Origin of the sequence: Streptomyces sp. APSN-46.1, from assembly GCF_022815725.1 — a bacterium.
Lineage (GTDB): Bacteria > Actinomycetota > Actinomycetes > Streptomycetales > Streptomycetaceae > Streptomyces.
The window spans coordinates 337,694-355,985 of the sequence record NZ_JALGRF010000002.1 but is presented as its reverse complement, the minus strand read 5'-3'; the positions used below and the strand labels follow the sequence as shown (position 1 = coordinate 355,985).

The following is an 18,292-nucleotide window of genomic DNA, read 5'->3' as shown; positions in this document are numbered from 1 at the left end:
GGCGCGACTCCTCACGAAGATCACAAAAAAACGGCCGTGCCGCCGGGGGTCCCGGCGGCACGGCGAGGCGGAATCAGCCCTGCGGGTGGTGGGCCGGGATCGGGGGCAGCTCGCCGGTCCGCTCGTAGGCCGCGAGCATCTCGATGCGGCGGGTGTGGCGCTCCTCGTCGGAGTACGGGGTCGCCAGGAAGGCCTCGATGAAGCTGACGGCCTCGTCCTGGGTGTGCATCCGGCCGCCGACCGAGATCACGTTGGCGTTGTTGTGCTCGCGGCCGAGCTTCGCCGTCTCGACGCTCCACGCGAGGATGGCGCGGACGCCCTTGACCTTGTTGGCGGCGATCTGCTCGCCGTTGCCGGAGCCGCCGATCACGATGCCGAGGCTGTCGGCGTCCGCGGCGGTCTTCTCCGCGGCGCGCAGGCAGAACGGCGGGTAGTCGTCCACCGCGTCGTAGATGTGGGGCCCGCAGTCGACGGGCTCGTGGCCGTTGTTCTTGAGCCAGTCCACGAGGTGGTTCTTGAGCTCAAAGCCTGCATGGTCGGATCCGAGGTACACGCGCATGGCACGAGTGTGTCACGAGCGGGTCCGACGACTCTCAGAGGGTGTCGCGTAAATCACGTCTAAAGCTCAAGTAAACCCAAAGAACCCATACAGGGCCTACTGAGACCTTGATCCACCTTTTATGGCCCGAGGCAACCATCGAAATGGGGTCTTCCGCACTGCCGGGATGTCGGGTTTGAATGCCGGGGCTCGTAACCCGAGAACCTAAGGAATCGTCCATGAGCTCCACGACGACCCTTCAGAAGGCAGGCGACTCCTCCGGTAACCCCGGCGACGCCCAGCCCTCCGACGGTCTGAAGGCTGGTCTCAAGAACCGCCACCTGTCCATGATCGCCATCGGCGGTGTCATCGGCGCCGGCCTCTTCGTCGGCTCCGGCGGCGGTATCGCCAAGGCCGGCCCCGCCATCCTGGTGTCCTACGCGCTGGTCGGCGCGCTGGTCGTCTTCGTCATGCGGATGCTGGGCGAGATGGCCGCCGCCAGCCCGAACTCGGGCTCCTTCTCCGCCTACGCCGACCGCGCGCTCGGCCGCTGGGCCGGCTTCTCCATCGGCTGGCTGTACTGGTTCTTCTGGGTCGTCGTCCTGGCCGTCGAGGCCACCGCCGGCGCCGTCATCCTCGAAGGCTGGGTCCCGGCCGTCCCGCAGTGGGCCTGGGCACTGATCGTGATGGCGGTCCTGACCGTCACCAACCTCGGTTCGGTCGCCTCGTACGGCGAGTTCGAGTTCTGGTTCGCGGGCATCAAGGTCGTCGCCATCAGCGGCTTCGTGATCATCGGCATGCTCGCCGTCTTCGGCGTGCTGCCGGGCTCGGACAACCCGGGCGCGGGCTTCGCGCACCTGACCGACGCCGGCGGGTTCATGCCCAACGGCTGGGGCTCCATCCTCACCGGTGTGCTGATGGTCGTCTTCTCCTTCATGGGCAGCGAGATCGTCACGCTGGCCGCCGGTGAGTCCGAGGACCCGCGTCGCGCGGTCACCAAGGCCACCAACTCGGTGATCTGGCGCATCGGCGTCTTCTACTTGGGCTCGATCTTCATCGTCCTCACCCTGCTGCCGTGGAACGACGACTCGATCGTCAAGAAGGGCTCGTACGTCGCCGCCCTGGACTCGATCGGCATCGCGCACGCCGGTCAGATCATGAACGTGATCATCCTGACGGCCGTGCTGTCCTGCCTGAACTCCGGCCTCTACACCGCTTCCCGCATGGCGTTCTCGCTGGGCGAGCGCGGTGACGCCCCGAAGGCCTTCGCCAAGGTCAACAAGAAGGGCGTGCCCACCGCCGCGATCCTGGGCTCCGTGGTCTTCGGCTTCGTCGCCGTCTACTTCAACTACGCCTTCAAGGACACGGTCTTCGACTTCCTCCTGAACTCCTCGGGTGCGATCGCGCTCTTCGTGTGGCTGGTCATCTGCCTGACCCAGCTGCGGATGCGCAAGATCCTGGTGCGCGAGGCGCCGGAGAAGCTGACCGTCAAGATGTGGCTCTTCCCGTACCTGACGTGGGCCACCGCCGCGATGATCACCTTCGTCCTCGCCTACATGGTCTACGACGACGGCAACCGCAAGACGGTGATGCTGTCGCTGCTGGTCGCAGCCGTGGTCGTGGTCATCGGTGTGGTGCGCGACGCGCAGCGCCGCAAGGCCGCCGTCGACGCATAACCGGTACGCGCAACCGGTACGCGTCACCCGTACGCGAACAACACGCAGCCCCGGACCGCCGCTCGCGGTGGTCCGGGGCTGCGGTGTACGGGGCGCTACGCGCGGCCGAGCAGCTTCCACGTGGCGGGCAGCAGCCCCATGGCCAGCGCCGCCTTGAGGGCGTCGCCGATCAGGAACGGGGTCAGGCCCGCCGCGACGGCCGCGCCGAAGGACATGCCGGTGGACAGGGCCAGGTACGGCACGCCCACCGCGTAGATCAGCGCGGAGCCGAGCGCCATCGCGCCCGCCGTACGCAGGACCGAGCGGTCGGCGCCGCGCCGGGCGAGGGCTCCGACGACGGTGGCGGCGAGCAGCATGCCGAGGACGTAGCCGAACGAGGCACCGCCCGCGCCCGAGGTTCCGTTCGCGAACCACGGCACTCCCGCCATGCCGACGAGCGCGTAGAGGGCGAGCGAGAGGAAGCCGCGGCGGGCTCCGAAGGCAGTGCCGACCAGCAGGGCCGCGAAGGTCTGGCCGGTGACCGGGACCGGCGAGCCGGGGACGGGCACGGCGATCTGCGCGGCCAGACCGGTGAGCGCGGCTCCGCCGACGACGAGCGCGATGTCTCGGACGCGGCTCGCGGGCAGCAGGTCGGCGAGGACGGCGCCGGGCCGGAAGGAGACGGAAGCAGTGCTCATCGGGGCTCCGTAGGGGGTACCCGGCGGTGGCCGGGGGGAGTGGGAGTGACGGGACGATCACCGACGCTAGTGCTCGGTCCGCCGCCGCCCCACCGTCGCCGGGGACAAAGCCCTACTCCCCAGTTTCGTGGGGAGTGCACAAAGACCCCGGTTCACACCCGAGGTGTAGTGATCCGCATCACGAGTCAGATCAGACCACACGTCCGTTTTGCGCGGATGGGCGCCGCCCGGCGAGACTGTAGGGTCCCGCCAACCTTCTGCGGAGCCCCACCGCCGCTGCCGAGCACGAGAGTACGAGCACCCCTCATGCGCGACCCCCTGCCCGAAGCCCCGCCCGCCCCGGCCGAGCTGCCCGCGGAACCCCTCAGTCACAGCCTCAAGCAGCGCCACCTGACCATGCTGGGCCTCGGCGGCGTGATCGGCGCCGGGCTGTTCGTCGGCTCCGGTGCCGGTATCGGCATCGCCGGTCCGGCGATCATCTGCTCGTACCTGCTCGCGGGCGTCCTCGCCATGCTGGTGATGCGCGCGCTCGGCGAGATGTCGGCCGCGATGCCGGCCTCCGGTTCGTTCTCCGTGTACGCGGAGAAGGCGCTGGGCCGCTGGGCCGGTTTCTCGGCGGGCTGGCTGTACTGGTTCCTGCTGGTCGTGGTGCTCGCCGTGGAGGCGACCGGCGCGGCGAAGATCGCGAACGGCTGGCTGCCCTCGGTGGACCAGTGGGTCTGGGTGCTGGTCTTCATGGTGGTCTTCACCGTGAGCAACCTGGCCGCCGTGAAGAACTTCGGCGAGTTCGAGTTCTGGTTCGCGGCCCTCAAGGTCGGCGCGATCGTACTGTTCCTGATCCTGGGGACCCTGGCGGTCTTCGGCCGGCTGCCCGCTGCGTCCAATTTCTCTGGCGACCCGGTAGGCATGGCCAACCTGACCGGGCACGGCGGCTTCTTCCCCGAGGGCTTCGGCGGCGTGATCGCGGGCATGCTCGCCGTCGTCTTCGCCTTCGGCGGCCTGGAGGTCGTCACCATCGCGGCCGCCGAGTCGGACGACCCGGCCCGTTCCGTGGCCCGCGCGGTGCGCAGCGCGGTGTGGCGCATCCTCTTCTTCTACGTCGGCTCGATGGTGGTCATCGTGACCCTGCTGCCGTGGGACTCGCTCAAGCCGGGCCAGAGCCCGTACGTCGCCGTCCTGGACTCCATCGGCATCCCGGCGGCCGGCCAGATCATGAACATCGTGGTGTTCGTGGCGCTGCTGTCGGCGCTCAACGCCAACCTGTACGGGTCCTCCCGCATGGTGTTCTCGCTGGCCGAGCGCGGCGAGGCCCCCAAGGCGCTGCTGAAGGTGTCGGGCGGCGGGGTGCCGCGCCGGGCCGTGTTCGCCTCGGTGGCCTTCGGCTTCGTGTCGGTGGTGCTGAACCTGCTGTGGCCGGACACGGTCTTCCTCTACATGCTCAACGCGGTCGGCGCGGTGCTGCTGTTCGTGTGGGCGCTGATCGCGGTGTCGCAGCTGAAGCTGCGCCGGACGCTCGAACGGGACATGCCGGAGCGGCTGACCCTGCGGATGTGGCTGTTCCCGTACCTGACGTGGGCGGCGCTGATCGGGATGGCCGCGGTGCTGGTCCTGATGCTGTTCGACGATGCGGCGCGGCCGCAGCTGCTGTGGTCCTCGGGCGCGGCCGCGGCCGTGCTGGCGGTGGCCTGGATCCGGGAACTGCGCGCCCCGAAGTCCTGACCCGCCCGGCCATCCCGACCCGCCCAGCCGTCCCGACCCGCCCGGACCCCGCGAAGGCTCCCGCGCACACCGCGCGGGGGCCTTTCGCTCTCTTCGCGCGTCAGGTGCGCAGGTACGAGGCCCCGTTGACGTCGAGGACCGCGCCCGAGCTCCAGCGCGCCGCGGGCGAGGCCAGGTGGAGCACGGCGGCGGCGATCTCCCGCGGGGTGCCGACCCGGCCGAAGGGGCTCTGCGCCCGGATCCGCTCGCCCTCCTCCCCGTCGAGGCGGCCGGCGACCCGTTCGGTGGCCACGAAGCCGGGTGCGACGGAGGCCACCGCGATGCCGTGCGGGGCCAGGGAGACGGCGAGCGACTGGCCGAGGGCGTGCAGGGCCGCCTTGGTGGCGCCGTAGGCGGGGTGGTCGGGCTCGCCCCGGAAGGCGCCGCGCGAGCCGATGTTGACGACGCGTCCCTCGCGGCCGCCGTCGATCATGCGGCGGGTCGCGCAGTAGGCCAGGTTGGCCGCGCCGAACAGGTTGACCGCGGCCGTGCGCTGCCAGGCGGCCTGCCAGTCGGCGTAGGAGGTGGTGGGCAGCGGGTGCGCGACCATCACGGCGGCGTTGTTCACGAGCACGTCGATCCCGCCGAGCGCCTCCTCGGCCTCGGCGGCGAGGGCTTCCACGCGCGCCGGGTCGGTGAGGTCGCCGGTGACGAGGACGTGCCCCTCGCCCGGCAGGTCCGCGAGGGTCCGCTCGGCGTCGGGCCCGCGGGCCGTGCAGTGCACCGCGACCCGGTCGCCCTGCTCGGCGAACGCGGTGGCGATCGCCCGTCCGATGCCCCGCGAGGCTCCGGTGACCAGTACCCCCCGGCCCGTCGCCGCCAATTCCCGTATGCCATGGTCCATTCGGCCCTCCGTCGTGCGCTCCGGTCCGGTTCATCAGCGTACGGGGATGATCACGGCCGGTCAGCCGGCTGTCCGGATAACGGACATTCGGCGTCCGATGATCGGACACCGGTGAGACTGGGGCACTCCATCCCGTCCCACCGCACACCGGACAGGCCCCACGCATGAGCCACACCACCGCCGCCCCCCGCGAACAGGACGCGCCGCCCGCCGGCGACGCCGGGTCCCCCCTCGGCAACGGCCTCAAACAGCGCCACCTTTCGATGATCGCCCTCGGCGGAGTCATCGGCGCCGGACTCTTCGTGGGGTCCGGCGCCGGCATCGCCGCCGCCGGCCCCTCGATCGTGCTCGCGTACGCCGCCTCCGGGCTGCTCGTGATGCTCGTGATGCGGATGCTCGGTGAGATGTCCGCCGCGAACCCGGCCTCGGGCTCCTTCTCGGTGCACGCGGAACGGGCCATCGGCCCCTGGGCCGGGTTCACGGCCGGCTGGATGTTCTGGACGCTGCTCTGCGTGGGCGTGGCGATCGAGGCGATCGGTGCGGCGCACATCATGACGGGCTGGTTCCCGGGCACCCCCTCCTGGATGTGGGTGCTGGCGTTCATGGCGCTGTTCTGCGGCTCCAACCTGGCCGCCGTCTCCCACTTCGGCGAGTTCGAGTTCTGGTTCGCCGCCCTCAAGATCGGCGCGATCGCGCTGTTCCTGGGGCTGGGCGTGCTGGCCGTCATGGACCTGCTGCCCGGCACCTCCTCCCCCGGCACCGCCAACCTGCTCCACGACGGCGGCTTCCTGCCGGGCGGGGTGGACGGCCTGCTGGTCGGCCTGCTCGCCTCGGTCGTCGCGTACGGCGGGCTGGAGACGGTGACCATCGCGGCCGCCGAGTCGGAGAACCCGGTCAAGGGCGTGGCCACGGCGGTGAGGACCACCATGTGGCGGATCGCGATCGTCTACGTGGGCTCGATGCTGGTCATCGTCACCGTGCTGCCGTGGAACGACCCGGCGGTGGAGAAGGACGGCCCGTACGCCGCCACGCTGGACCACCTGGGCATCCCGGCCGCCGGCCAGATCATGAACGTGGTCATCCTGATCGCCCTGCTGTCCGCGATGAACGCCAACATCTACGGCTCCTCGCGCATGGCCTACTCCCTGGTCTCCCGCGGCCAGGGCCCGAAGGCGCTGGGCAAGGTCAGCGGCCGGGTGCCGCGCCGCGCGGTGCTGGTCTCCTGCGGCTTCGGCTTCGTCACCGTGCTGCTGTCGTACTGGTACCCGGACACCCTGTTCGCCTGGCTGCTGAACATGGTGGGCGGGGTCATCCTCGTCGTCTGGGGCTTCATCGCCGTCTCGCAGTTCGCGCTGCGCCGGCGGCTGGACCGGGAGGCCCCCGAGAAGCTGGTCGTGAAGATGTGGGGCTTCCCGTACCTGACCTGGGTGGCGCTGGCCGGGGTGGCCGGGGTGCTCGTCCTGATGGCGATGGACGAGGGCACGCGGGTCCAGGTGATCTTCACCGGCGGGCTGACGACCGCTCTCGCAGTCGCCGGCTACGTGAGGCAGCGCCGCAGCTGACCCTTATGCGTGACTCGGAATAGATACTGCTAGCGTGCAGTTGCGCATTAATTGCAATAAGCAGTTGGCACGCCGAGGGGACCGGACACACGCATGGCCATCTACAGCCTTCCTGAGCTTCCTTACGACTACGCGGCGCTGGAGCCGGTGATCAGCCCGCAGATCATCGAGCTCCACCACGACAAGCACCACGCGGCCTACGTCGCGGGCGCCAACTCCACGCTGGAGCAGCTGGAGGAGGCGCGCGACAAGGAGAACTGGGGCGCGCTGAACGGGCTGGAGAAGAACCTCGCGTTCCACCTCTCCGGCCACATCCTGCACAGCATCTACTGGAACAACATGGCCAGCCCGAAGACCGGCGAGGGCGGCGGCATCCCGGACGAGAAGGACGGCCTGGGCGAGCTCCCGGCCGCGATCACCGAGTCCTTCGGCTCGTTCGCCGCCTTCAAGAAGCAGCTGACCTTCGCGTCCTCCGCCACCCAGGGCTCCGGCTGGGGCGTGCTCGCGTACGAGCCCATCAGCGGCCGCCTGATCGTCGAGCAGGTCTACGACCACCAGGGCAACGTGGGCCAGGCCTCCGTACCGGTTCTGGTCTTCGACGCGTGGGAGCACGCCTTCTACCTTCAGTACAAGAACCAGAAGGTGGACTTCATCGAGGCCATGTGGAACGTCGTCAACTGGCAGGACGTGGCCAAGCGCTACGCCGACGCCAAGGCGAACACCCCGCTGCTGATCCCGGCGAACAAGGCCTGATCAGCCCCACCGGCCCGTCCGCCTCGTGATCGTCTTCTCCACCTTCACCGGCGGGCGTGTACAGCGGAAGGCCCCTGCGAGGACGTGACTCGCGGGGGCCTTCTGTGTCGTGGGTCGCGGACTACTCGAAGTTGGGGCCCTGGGTGCGGGTCCGCTTGATCTCGAAGAAGCCGGGGGTGGAGGCGACCAGCAGCGTGCCGTCCCACAGCCGGGCGGCGGCCTCACCGCGCGGGGCCGGGGTGACGACCGGGCCGAAGAAGGCCACGTCCTCGCCGTCGGCGCCGGGCACGGAGATCACCGGGGTGCCGACCTCCTGGCCGACCCGGTCGATGCCGTCGTTGTGCGAGGCGCGCAGCACCTCGTCGTACTCGTCGGAGTCGGCGTACGCGAGCAGCTCCGCCGGCAGGTCGAGCGCCGCCAGCGCCTCGGCGATCACCTCGCGGGTCGCGCCCTTGTCCTGGTTGTGGATGCGGGTGCCGAGCTCGGTGTACAGCTTGCCGGTGATGTCGTCACCGAACTTCTGCTGGGCGGCGACGACCACGCGCACCGGCGCCCAGCCCTTGGGGCCGAGCAGCTCGCGGTAGCGCTCGGGCAGTTCGTCGAGCTTGTTCTCGTTCAGGACGGCGAGGCTCATCACGTGCCAGCGCACCTCGACGTCGCGGACCTTCTCGACCTCCAGCATCCAGCGGGACGTCATCCACGCCCAGGGGCACAGCGGGTCGAACCAGAAGTCGACCGGGGTCTTCTCGCGCACCTGGGTGTCGGACATGTCTCTCCTCTTTCGTCGCTCACCGCGTGGGTCGTGGATCCTCCCTCCCCAACCAGCACGCGTTCGCACGCATTCCCCCCATGGGAGGATTCGATCGAAGGAACGCGACCACGCACGAAGGAGTGCACGTGCCCGGAGAGAATCTGTCCCGTGACGAGGCCCACGAGCGGGCCGAGCTGCTGTCCGTCGACGGGTACGAGGTGGTCCTCGATCTGAGGTCCGCGACGGACGAGGCCGAACCGGCCGAGGGCCCGCGGACCTTCCGTTCGGTGACCACCATCCGCTTCCGGGCCGCGGCCCCCGGCACCGCCACGTTCGCGGACCTGATCGCCCCCTCGGTGAACACCGTGACCCTGAACGGGCGCGAGCTGGACCCGGCCGTCGTCTTCGACGGGGCGCGGATCGCCCTGGACGGGCTGGAGACCGAGAACGTCCTGGTGGTGGACGCGAACTGCGCGTACAGCCGGACCGGCGAGGGCATGCACCGCTTCGTGGACCCGGAGGACGGCGAGGTCTACCTCTACACCCAGTACGAGCCGGCCGACGCCCGGCGGGTGTACGCGAACTTCGAGCAGCCGGATCTGAAGGCGCCGTACCGCTTCGAGGTGAGCGCGCCCGAGGGCTGGCAGGTGTGGAGCAACGGCGCCGAGGAGTCGCGGGAGGGCGGGGTCTGGCGGTTCGCGCGGACCGAGCCGATCTCCACGTACATCACCTGTGTGGTGGCGGGCCCGTACCACTACGTGACGGACACCTACACGCGCGGGGACCTGACGATCCCGCTGGGCGCGATGTGCCGCAAGGGGCTGGCGAAGCACTTCGACGCGGACGACGTCTTCCTGGTCACCAAGCAGGGCTTCGACTTCTTCCACGAGCACTTCGACTACCCGTACCCCTTCGGCAAGTACGACCAGGCGTTCGTGCCCGAGTACAACCTGGGCGCGATGGAGAACCCGGGGATGGTGACCTTCCGGGAGGAGTACATCTTCCGCGGGAAGGTCACGCAGGCCTCGTACGAGCGGCGCGCGAACGTCATCCTGCACGAGATGGCGCACATGTGGTTCGGCGACCTGGTCACCATGAAGTGGTGGGACGACCTGTGGCTGAAGGAGTCCTTCGCGGACTTCATGGGGTCGTTCTCGCTGGTGGAGGCGACCCGCTTCGACCAGGCGTGGGTCACCTTCGCCAACAACCGCAAGGCGTGGGCCTACCGGGCCGACCAGCTGCCGTCCACGCACCCGATCACGGCCGACATCCGTGACCTGGAGGACGCGAAGCTGAACTTCGACGGCATCACCTACGCCAAGGGCGCGGCGGTGCTGAAGCAACTCGTCGCGTATGTGGGGCGGGAGGCGTTCCTGGAGGGCGCGCGGCGCTACTTCAAGGCCAACGCGTACGGGAACACCACGCTGGACGACCTGCTGTCGGTGCTCGCCGAGGTGTCCGGGCGGGACATGGCCGAATGGTCGCGCTCGTGGCTGCAGACGGCGGGCGTGAACGCGCTGACGCCGGTGGTGACGTACGACGCGGGCGGGCGGATCACCGAGCTGGCGGTGGTGCAGGAGGGCGAGGAGCTACGTCCGCACCGGGTGGCCGTGGGCCTGTACCGGCTGTCGCCGGACGGCTCGCTGGACCGGTACGCGCGGGCCGAGGCGGACGTGGCCGGGCCCTGGACCGTGATCGCGGAGCTGGCGGGACGGGAGCGGCCCGACCTGGTGCTGGTCAACGACGACGACCTGACGTACTGCAAGATCCGCTTCGACGAGAGCTCGCTGGCGACGCTGCGGGCACACCTGGGCGACGTGTCGGACCCGCTGGCGCGGGCGCTGTGCTGGTCGGCCCTGTGGAACCTGACGCGGGACGCGATGATGCCGGCCCGGGACTTCGTCTCGCTGGTACTGGCGCACGCGGGCCGGGAGACGGACGTCGGCGTGCTCCAGATGCTGCACGCGCAGGCGCTGAGCGCAGTGACGCACTACGCGGCGCCGGAGTGGCGCGAGGAGGGTGGCCGGGAGCTGGCGGCGGGCGCGCTGCACGAACTGCGGCTGGCGGAACCGGGCTCGGAACACCAGCTGACGTGGGCCCGGTTCTTCGCGGCCGGCGCGGTGACCGAGGGCGACTTCCAGCTGCTGCTGGGGCTGCTGGAGGGTTCGGCGCGGATCGACGGGCTGGAGGTGGACCAGGAGCTGCGCTGGGACTTCCTGCTGCCGCTTGCGGCGCACGGCGCGGTGGACGAATCGGTCCTACGGGCCGAACTCGGGCGCGATGACACGGCGTCGGGCAAGCGGCACCAGGTGCGGTGCCTGGCGGCGCGGCCGTCGGCGGCCGTGAAGGACCAGGCGTGGGCGGCGGTCGTGGAGTCGGACGCGCTGTCGAACGCGCTGGTGGAGGCCACGATCGCGGGGATGCAGCAGCCGTCGCAGCGGGCGCTGCTGGCCGGGTACACGGAGCGCTACTTCGCGGTGATCGAGCGGGTGTGGGCCGAGCGGTCGATCCAGATCGGCATCGATGTGGTGAAGGGGCTGTACCCGGCGCTCCAGGACGACGCGGCGACGCTGGCCGCTACGGACGCGTGGCTCGCCGGCCATCCGGATGCGGCTCCCGCGTTGCGCCGTCTGGTGCTGGAGTCCCGCGACGACCTGGCCCGCGCCCTGCGCGGCCAAGCCCGCGACGCGGCCGCCGCCTGACCCTGCCATTTCAGCCTCGCCGGCGCTTGAGGCGTGGGGGTCCCCCCGGACGGAGTCTGGGGGAGGGTCTGGGGCGGAGCCCCAGGGAGTCCCGGCTCCGCCGGGCACCGGGCTCCGCCCGGACCCGCGCCTCAAACGCCGGCGGGGCTGGATTTGGCTGATGCCGCCGCCTGGCAAATTCAGCCTCGCCGGCGTTTGAGGCAGGGCACCCCATCGGCAGTCGAACGCCCGTACTTTAGCCCTGGCTTGTCCTGATTTGCCGACGGGCGTGTAACAGGGGTTAGCGGGCCCGCGGACCGAGGGAATCACCGCGTCATGAACCACAACGCACCCCTCCCCCTCGCCCACCTCACCGGCACCCGCCCCCGCGTCCTCACGGTGGCCCAGCTCCGCGAGCACGGCGTCACCGCCTCCGACGCCGCCGGCCGGCCCTGGCAGCAGATCCTGCCCGGGGTCTTCCTGCTCCACTCCGGCCCCGCGACCAGCGAGGAGCGGCTGCACGCCGCGCTGCTGTACGCCGACCGCCGCGGCGGCAGCGGCGCCGGCAGCGGCTCCGACGAGGCCATGATCACCGGGCTGGCGGCCCTCGCGCTGTACCGGTTCCACTCCGCCCCCGCGCTCCTCGCGCTCCCGACCATCGACGTGCTCGTCCCGAACACCCGCCGCCTGCGCTCCACCGGGGACGTCCGGGTCGTACGGGCCCACACCCCGCCCCGGCCCGTCCAGGTGACCGGCCTCCCCGTGGCACCGGTGGCCCGCGCGGTCGCCGACGCCGTGGCCCAGCTCTCCGACGCCGGCACCGTACGCCGCCTCCTCAGCGAAGCCGTCCGCGGCGGACACTGCGAACCAGCCGCCGTGGTGCGCGAGTTGACGGTGGCCCGGCTGCTCAATCGCCCGCATGTCGTCGACGCCGTCGAGTCCCTCCTCGCGGAGGGCCGGGCCATCGCCGAGGACCGGCTCTACCAGCTCGTCCGCGGCTTCGACCTGCCCGAGCCGGTCTGGAACGTGGACCTTCGCCTGCCCGGCGGCCCGCACCTCGGCGGGGTGGACGCGTACTGGCCCGAGCACGCGGTCGCCGTCGAGATCGACACCCGGGCCCCCCGCCAGGGCGAGGACGAGCAGTGGTCCGAGTGCGTCCGCAAGCGGGAGACCCTGGAGCGGCTCGGGGTGACCGTCATCCACATCACCCCGCGCAAGCTGCGCGACTGGCCCGAGCAGCAGGCCTCGGTGATCCGTACCGCCCTGACGGCCTCCGGCGACCGCGAGCCGGCCGCCTACCTGGTCGTACTGCCCCGGTGAGGCGGCGGCCCCGGCAGCGGAGGGTTCGCCGGCGAGTACTCCGGGGTGCTCCACAGCAGCCGCCCCGGGTGCAGGCTCTCCACCACCGAGTCGACGAAGAAGCGGACGCTCCGGCTCCCGTCCCGCCCGAACTCCGTCCGGGCCCGCCCGCTCAGCTGGAGCACCGCGCCGGTCTCCCAGTGCGGGAAGAGCAGCCCGGCCCGCTCGTCGGCGGCCAGGTTCCCCAGGGTCAGGAACATCGCGTTGCCCGCGTAGTCCGGCCAGGTCAGCTCGCCCGGCGTCCGCACCTCCACGAAGCCCGGCAGCCCGCCCCGGTGACTGGCCTCGACAGCGCCCTCCGCAACGCCCTCCGCGGTCGTGGCGACGAAGAAGGTGTCGGCGGCGCGGACGGCCCGCTCCTGGTCGGGGGTGAGCGCGTCCCCGCGCCGCACGACACCGGCTCCTTCGGCGACGAGCTCCAGCGGCTCCCGCTTCTGCAGGTACTTCGGGCAGTTCGCGAAGACCTGCTCCGCCGCGACGGCGAACCCGCCCGGCGTCACCTCCACCGTTCCGTTCAGCCGCATCCGGCGCCGGGTGCGCGGGTCGAGGGAGATGGTCCCGACCCGGGTGCCGTCCGTGGCCAGCGCCCCCGCGAGCGGGTCGCCGTCCGGTAGCCCGCCCGCGACCGCGATCCGCTCCGGCCCGGTGGCCCGTACGAAACCGGGGGCACCGGTGAGCAGCGAGGCCCAGAGCCGCCCCGTACCGTCGGCCGCGCCGACGACCAGGTGGGGCTGCTGGGCGAGGAAGGCCGCCGCGACGGGCCGGATGTTCGTACCGATCGAGCGGCCGACGTGCTCGGCGAGCTCGCGCACGCCGACCCGGTCCTGCACGGCCTGTGCGCCCCAGTGGTAGGCCATTAGAAGAACCCGCAGGTGGGAGCGCCCGTGGTGGGGGCGGAGGCGTCTTCGGCCCCGGTGGGTACGGAGATCTCCAGGCGGGTGCCGTCGGGGTCGTGGAAGAAGATGCCGCCGGAGGCGGCGCCCTCGCCGTGGGAGACGACGCCCTCGTAGGCGAACGCGACGCCCAGGTCGCGCAGCCGTGTCTCGTACGCGCGGACCTCCTCCATCGAGCCGGCGGACAGCGCCAGGTGGTGGAGTCCGGCCGAGGCCGGCGCGTACGCGCCGTCGGCCTGCTGCCACAGCGTGAGGACGAGCTCGCCGTCCTGCCCGAGGAAGGCGAAGCGGCGGCCGTCCTCCTTGCCCTCGCCCAGGAGGCCGAAGCCGAGGGCGTCCCGGTAGAAGGCGAGCGACCGGGTGAGGTCGGTGACGTTGAGTCCCACGTGCCCGGTGCGCAGCTTGCTGATGGCAGCCGACATGGCTGACCCCTTTCGACGTGCCCGCCGGCTGTCACCCGGCGAGGCGTTCTAACCTTCTAAATCAAAGTTAGCGGTTAGTGCGCCGGGCGTCAACCAGTCACATACCCTTGACGGGTTAGACGGATCAGACGCACCGCGAGAGGCACGGACATGACGGCACGAACGGCGGATCCGCGCCCGCTGACCGGGGAGCCGGTCTCCCTCGACCTGCTGAACACCCGCTGGGTCATGGACGGCGAGCCCCGGGACCTGTTCGCCGGAGCGGCCGGGCTGACCCGGGTCGAAGGGCTCGCCGTCTGGCTGGAGAGCACGGGGCTGGCCGGCCGGTTCCGCGCCGACCCCGCGACCCTCGTCCACCTGCTGACCGCCCGCGAGGCGCTGGCCCGCGCGGTCGCCGACCCGGGCGATGCCGGCGCGCGCGAACTGGTCGACGCCGTCCTCGAACACGGGCGGATCCGGCCCACCCTGACCGCCGACGGCCCGGGCGAGCGCGCCGAGTTCGCCGATCCCACCTGGGGGCCGGCCTGGATCGCGGCTCGCGACTACCTCGGCCTGCTGGAGTCCGCGCCCGACCGGATCCGCAAGTGCGCCTCGGACACCTGCGTCCTGCACTTCCACGACACCTCGCGCAACGGCACCCGGCGCTGGTGCTCGATGTCCGCCTGCGGAAACCGGGCGAAGGCCTCGCGCCACTACGCGCGCACGCGCGAGCGCTGAAGCACCCGAAGTTGTCACACCCGACCCCCGGCGGAACCCCGCCGGGGGTCTGACGTGTGGCCACCAAGTCGATAAACCGACTACGCAGACCCTGCGTTCCGTACCGTCCTGCCCCGATATGGGGCCACTGGCGTATTCCCCGCATTGGCGAATGTCCGCCATGGCAGGTCTCGGTCAATGACAACCCTCCCCAAAGAGCTGTCACTTGCGCAAAGCTGACCGGTCATCCGGCACCGAAATCCGGACCGTATCTTTCACTTAGCCAGGGATGCTGATGACCCTCGAATCCCCCAGCTCCATACCCGGGGCCAGACGTGTGGCCCGTGTCGCGGCAGCCGCGGGCCTCGTGGCCGCGCTGTGCACGGCCGGAGCCATGCCGGCCTTCGCCGCCGGCGCCGACGACCGATGGGGCGCCCCGCCGGTCAAGTCCGCCGATGAGAAGCTCGGTTCCGCCGATGCCGAGCTGCTGCAGGAGGCCAAGGCCAAGGGTGACAAGACCGTCACCGTCATGGTCGCGACCGCCCCGGGGCAGACCAAGCAGGTCGCGGAGCAGCTCGACGCCGTCCAGGGCGGCTCGGTGGGCCAGACGTACGACAAGCTCGGTTACGTACGCGCCACCCTGCCGACCGACAAGGCCGAGTCCGCGCTGAAGGCGGCCGCCAAGCTGTCCTCCGTGCACGGCATCGACCTGCGCCACGAGATCCAGCTGCCGGACCCGCGCCCGGACGCGAACCGCGAGGGCACGGTCAAGAGGACCGCTTCCGAGAGCTACGCGGCTCCGGACAAGAACACCCCGGCGAAGAACCCGTACAACCCGTCCTTCGAGACCGGCGCGGTGGACTTCGTCCAGCAGAACCCGCAGGCCGACGGCCGCGGCGTGACCATCGGCATCATGGACTCGGGCGTCGACCTCGGCCACCCGGCCCTGCAGAAGACCACGACCGGCGAGCGCAAGATCGTCGACTGGGTCACGGCGACCGACCCGATCACGGACGGCGACGCCACCTGGCGCGCCCAGATCACCCCGGTCACGGCCGCCGGCGGCACCTTCACGGCGGGCGGCCAGAGCTGGAAGGCCCCCGAGGGCAGCTTCCAGTGGAGCCGCTTCAGCGAGTCGATCACCGCCAACGGTGACATGAAGGGCGACGTCAACCGCGACGGTGACACCACCGACCGGTTCGGCATGCTCTACGACGCCGCCGCCGGCACCGTCCGCGTCGACACCGACCAGGACGGCGACTTCACGGACAACGAGCCGATGAAGCCGTACAAGGACGGCTACCAGATCGGCTACTTCGGCACGGACAACCCGGCGACCGACGTCGCCGAGCGCATCCCGTTCGTGATCGAGATCCGCAAGGACGTCCCGATGGACCCGCTCGGCGGGGACTGGGTCGGCAAGAAGGCCGACTTCGTCAACGTCGGCATCATCGAGTCCGAGCACGGTACGCACGTCGCCGGCATCACCGCCGCCAACAGCCTCTTCGGCGGCAAGATGAACGGTGAGGCGCCCGGCGCGAAGCTCGTCTCCTCCCGCGCCTGCTCCTGGTCCGGCGGCTGCACCAACATCGCGCTGACCGAGGGCATGATCGACCTCGTCGTCAACCGCGGCGTGGACATCGTCAACATGTCCATCGGCGGCCTGCCGGCGCTGAACGACGGCAACAACGCCCGCTCCGAGCTCTACAAGAACCTCATCGACACCTACGGTGTCCAGCTCGTCATCTCGGCGGGCAACGAGGGCCCCGGCATCAACACCATCGGCGACCCCGGCCTCGCCGACAAGGTCATCTCGGTGGGCGCCGCGGTCTCCAAGGAGACCTGGGCCGCCAACTACGGCTCCGGCGTGGCCAAGAAGTACAACATGTTCCCCTTCTCCTCGCGCGGTCCGCGTGAGGACGGTGGCTTCACGCCCACCATCACCGCCCCCGGCGCGTCCATCAACACCATCCAGACCTGGCTGCCCGGCGCGCCCGTGAAGGAGGCCGGCTACACCCTGCCGGCCGGTTACGGCATGCTCCAGGGCACCTCGATGTCCTCCCCGCAGGCGGCGGGCGCCAGCGCCCTGCTGCTCTCGGCCGCGAAGCAGCACAACATCGCGCTGAAGCCGGCCAACCTGCGCGTGGCGCTCACCAGCACCGCGAAGAAGATCGCCGACGTCCCGGCGCACGCCCAGGGCGCGGGCCTGATCAACATCGTCGACGCGTGGGAGTCCATCCAGCGCGACGCGAAGGCCAACGAGTTCACCGTCAAGGCGCCGGTCGACACCGCGATCGACCAGTTCCTGAAGACCCCGGGCTTCGGCACCGGCGTCTACGACCGCGAGGGCGGCCTCAAGGTCGGCCAGAAGAAGGTCTACGACGTCGTCGTCACCCGCACCACCGGCGTCAAGTACGGCACCCGGCACAACCTGAGCTGGCGCAACAACGACGGCACGTTCAAGATCCTCGGCGGCTACGACTACGTCACGCTGCCGCTGAACAAGCCCGTCACCATCAAGGTCGAGGCCAACGCCAAGTCGGGCGGCGTCCACAGCGGCATCCTGCAGCTGGACGACGAGACCACCGAGGGCATCGACAAGCAGATCCTGACCACGGTCGTCGCCGCCACCCCGCTGGCGAAGCCGTCGTTCACGCTGTCGGACACCTCCACGGTGCAGCGCAACAGCCACAAGTCGTACTTCGTCACCGTCCCGCAGGGCGCCAAGACCCTTGAGGTCGCCCTCGGCGGCCTGGCGGCCGGCAGCCAGACGCGCTTCATCTCGATCCACCCGTACGGTGTGGGCGTCGAGGACAGCGCGACGACCCAGTGCTACCCGAACTACGACAACCCGGCGAACAAGTGCCGCCCCGACCTGCGGTCGTACGCCGACCCGGCCCCGGGCGTCTGGGAGATCGAGGTCGAGTCGCGCCGTACGTCGCCGCTGCTCGACAACCCGTTCAAGCTGGACGTCAGCGTCCTGGGCGCGGCCTTCGACCCGGCGGTCAAGGTGCTGCCCGAGGTGAAGCAGGGCACCCCGGCCCCGGTCCAGTGGACCATCAAGAACGAGGCCGCGGCCATCTCCGGCGGCAAGCTCCAGGGCGGCGCGCTCGGTTCCGCGAAGGTCGCCAAGCCGACCATCGCCAACGGTGAGACGCAGACCAGCACCGTCACCATCGGCGAGGGCGTCTCCCGCCTCGACGTGGCCATCGGCGGTGTCTCCGACACCGGTGCCGACCTCGACCTCACCGTCCTGAAGGACGGCGTGCCGGTCGGCTCCTCCGCCGACGGCGACTCCGAGGAGGCCGTCAGCCTGGTCAACCCGGCCGCCGGCACCTACACCATCGAGGTGGTGGGCTACGCGGTTCCGGCCGGTACCACCACGTACAACTACCGCGACGTGTACTTCTCGGCTGCCCTGGGCTCCGTCCAGGTCGACGAGGCCGCCGCGGTGAACCTCGCCAACGGCGCCACCGCGTCCGTCTCGGCGAACGTCCTGGCCACCGCCCCGGCCCCCGAGGGCCGGCAGTTCTTCGGCGAGGTCAAGCTGCTCAACGGCCGCGGCACCGCCGCGGGCACCGGCAGTGTCCAGATCGAGAAGGTCCTGCCGTAGTACGAAACCCGTAGTACGAAACCGGAGGGCCGGTGCTCCAAGGAGCACCGGCCCTTCGGCCTTTCCCGG

The 18,292-nt window shown here is 70.7% G+C and carries 14 protein-coding genes; 8 read left to right on the top strand and 6 right to left on the bottom strand.

What is annotated here, in order from left to right; translation table 11 throughout:
• Positions 1–73: 73 nt before the first annotated feature.
• Positions 74–559, bottom strand: a complete 486-nt coding sequence (locus MTF65_RS08210) for a ribose-5-phosphate isomerase (RefSeq protein ID WP_243627687.1) — start codon at positions 557–559, stop codon at positions 74–76.
• Positions 560–777: 218 nt separating this feature from the next.
• Here MTF65_RS08210 and MTF65_RS08205 point away from each other — a divergent pair, with 218 nt between their 5' ends.
• A complete protein-coding gene (locus MTF65_RS08205) occupies positions 778–2,214 on the top strand; it encodes an amino acid permease (protein ID WP_243627686.1) in 1,437 nt (478 codons plus the stop codon).
• A 95-nt stretch (positions 2,215–2,309) separates the two neighbouring features.
• Here the strand turns inward: MTF65_RS08205 and MTF65_RS08200 are convergent, their stop codons facing one another.
• Entirely contained in the window at positions 2,310–2,891 is a 582-nt protein-coding gene (locus MTF65_RS08200; RefSeq protein ID WP_243627684.1) for a biotin transporter BioY, read from the bottom strand.
• 306 nt (positions 2,892–3,197) lie between these two features.
• Here MTF65_RS08200 and MTF65_RS08195 point away from each other — a divergent pair, with 306 nt between their 5' ends.
• Positions 3,198–4,610 (top strand): amino acid permease, encoded by a 1,413-nt coding sequence (locus MTF65_RS08195; RefSeq protein ID WP_243627682.1) that lies wholly within the window; start codon positions 3,198–3,200, stop codon positions 4,608–4,610.
• Between the two features lie 100 nt (positions 4,611–4,710).
• Here the strand turns inward: MTF65_RS08195 and MTF65_RS08190 are convergent, their stop codons facing one another.
• Positions 4,711–5,493: an SDR family NAD(P)-dependent oxidoreductase gene (locus tag MTF65_RS08190; RefSeq protein WP_243627680.1), complete on the bottom strand. Its 783-nt coding sequence runs from the start codon at positions 5,491–5,493 to the stop codon at positions 4,711–4,713.
• A gap of 164 nt (positions 5,494–5,657) precedes the next feature.
• On the opposite strand from MTF65_RS08190, the gene MTF65_RS08185 reads away from it, so the two are divergent.
• Complete coding sequence (locus MTF65_RS08185; protein ID WP_243627678.1) at positions 5,658–7,055, top strand: amino acid permease; 1,398 nt, start codon at positions 5,658–5,660, stop codon at positions 7,053–7,055.
• A gap of 93 nt (positions 7,056–7,148) precedes the next feature.
• A complete protein-coding gene (locus MTF65_RS08180) occupies positions 7,149–7,808 on the top strand; it encodes a superoxide dismutase (protein WP_243627676.1) in 660 nt (219 codons plus the stop codon).
• A gap of 121 nt (positions 7,809–7,929) precedes the next feature.
• Here the strand turns inward: MTF65_RS08180 and MTF65_RS08175 are convergent, their stop codons facing one another.
• Entirely contained in the window at positions 7,930–8,577 is a 648-nt protein-coding gene (locus tag MTF65_RS08175; protein ID WP_243627674.1) for a DsbA family protein, read from the bottom strand.
• A gap of 128 nt (positions 8,578–8,705) precedes the next feature.
• Between MTF65_RS08175 and pepN the strand changes: the two genes are divergently transcribed.
• Positions 8,706–11,261: an aminopeptidase N gene (gene pepN, locus MTF65_RS08170; RefSeq protein ID WP_243627671.1), complete on the top strand. Its 2,556-nt coding sequence runs from the start codon at positions 8,706–8,708 to the stop codon at positions 11,259–11,261.
• 315 nt (positions 11,262–11,576) lie between these two features.
• Positions 11,577–12,560 (top strand): hypothetical protein, encoded by a 984-nt coding sequence (locus MTF65_RS08165; protein WP_243627669.1) that lies wholly within the window; start codon positions 11,577–11,579, stop codon positions 12,558–12,560.
• On the opposite strand, the gene MTF65_RS08160 is transcribed toward MTF65_RS08165, so the two are convergent.
• Together MTF65_RS08160 and MTF65_RS08155 are read right to left on the bottom strand one after the other, a co-directional pair.
• On the bottom strand, positions 12,536–13,456 hold the full coding sequence (locus MTF65_RS08160) for a pyridoxamine 5'-phosphate oxidase family protein (protein ID WP_243627668.1): 921 nt from the start codon (positions 13,454–13,456) through the stop codon (positions 12,536–12,538). The two genes, MTF65_RS08165 and MTF65_RS08160, sit on opposite strands and share 25 nt — an antisense overlap.
• Positions 13,456–13,914 carry a VOC family protein gene (locus MTF65_RS08155; protein WP_243627667.1) on the bottom strand — a complete coding sequence of 153 codons (459 nt, stop codon included), beginning with the start codon at positions 13,912–13,914 and terminating at the stop codon, positions 13,456–13,458. The genes MTF65_RS08160 and MTF65_RS08155 overlap by 1 nt, the downstream gene beginning before the upstream one ends.
• 150 nt (positions 13,915–14,064) lie before the next feature.
• On the opposite strand from MTF65_RS08155, the gene MTF65_RS08150 reads away from it, so the two are divergent.
• Positions 14,065–14,631 carry a CGNR zinc finger domain-containing protein gene (locus MTF65_RS08150; RefSeq protein ID WP_243627666.1) on the top strand — a complete coding sequence of 189 codons (567 nt, stop codon included), beginning with the start codon at positions 14,065–14,067 and terminating at the stop codon, positions 14,629–14,631.
• A gap of 274 nt (positions 14,632–14,905) precedes the next feature.
• Positions 14,906–18,223 (top strand): S8 family serine peptidase, encoded by a 3,318-nt coding sequence (locus tag MTF65_RS08145; RefSeq protein ID WP_243627665.1) that lies wholly within the window; start codon positions 14,906–14,908, stop codon positions 18,221–18,223.
• Positions 18,224–18,292 lie beyond the last annotated feature (69 nt).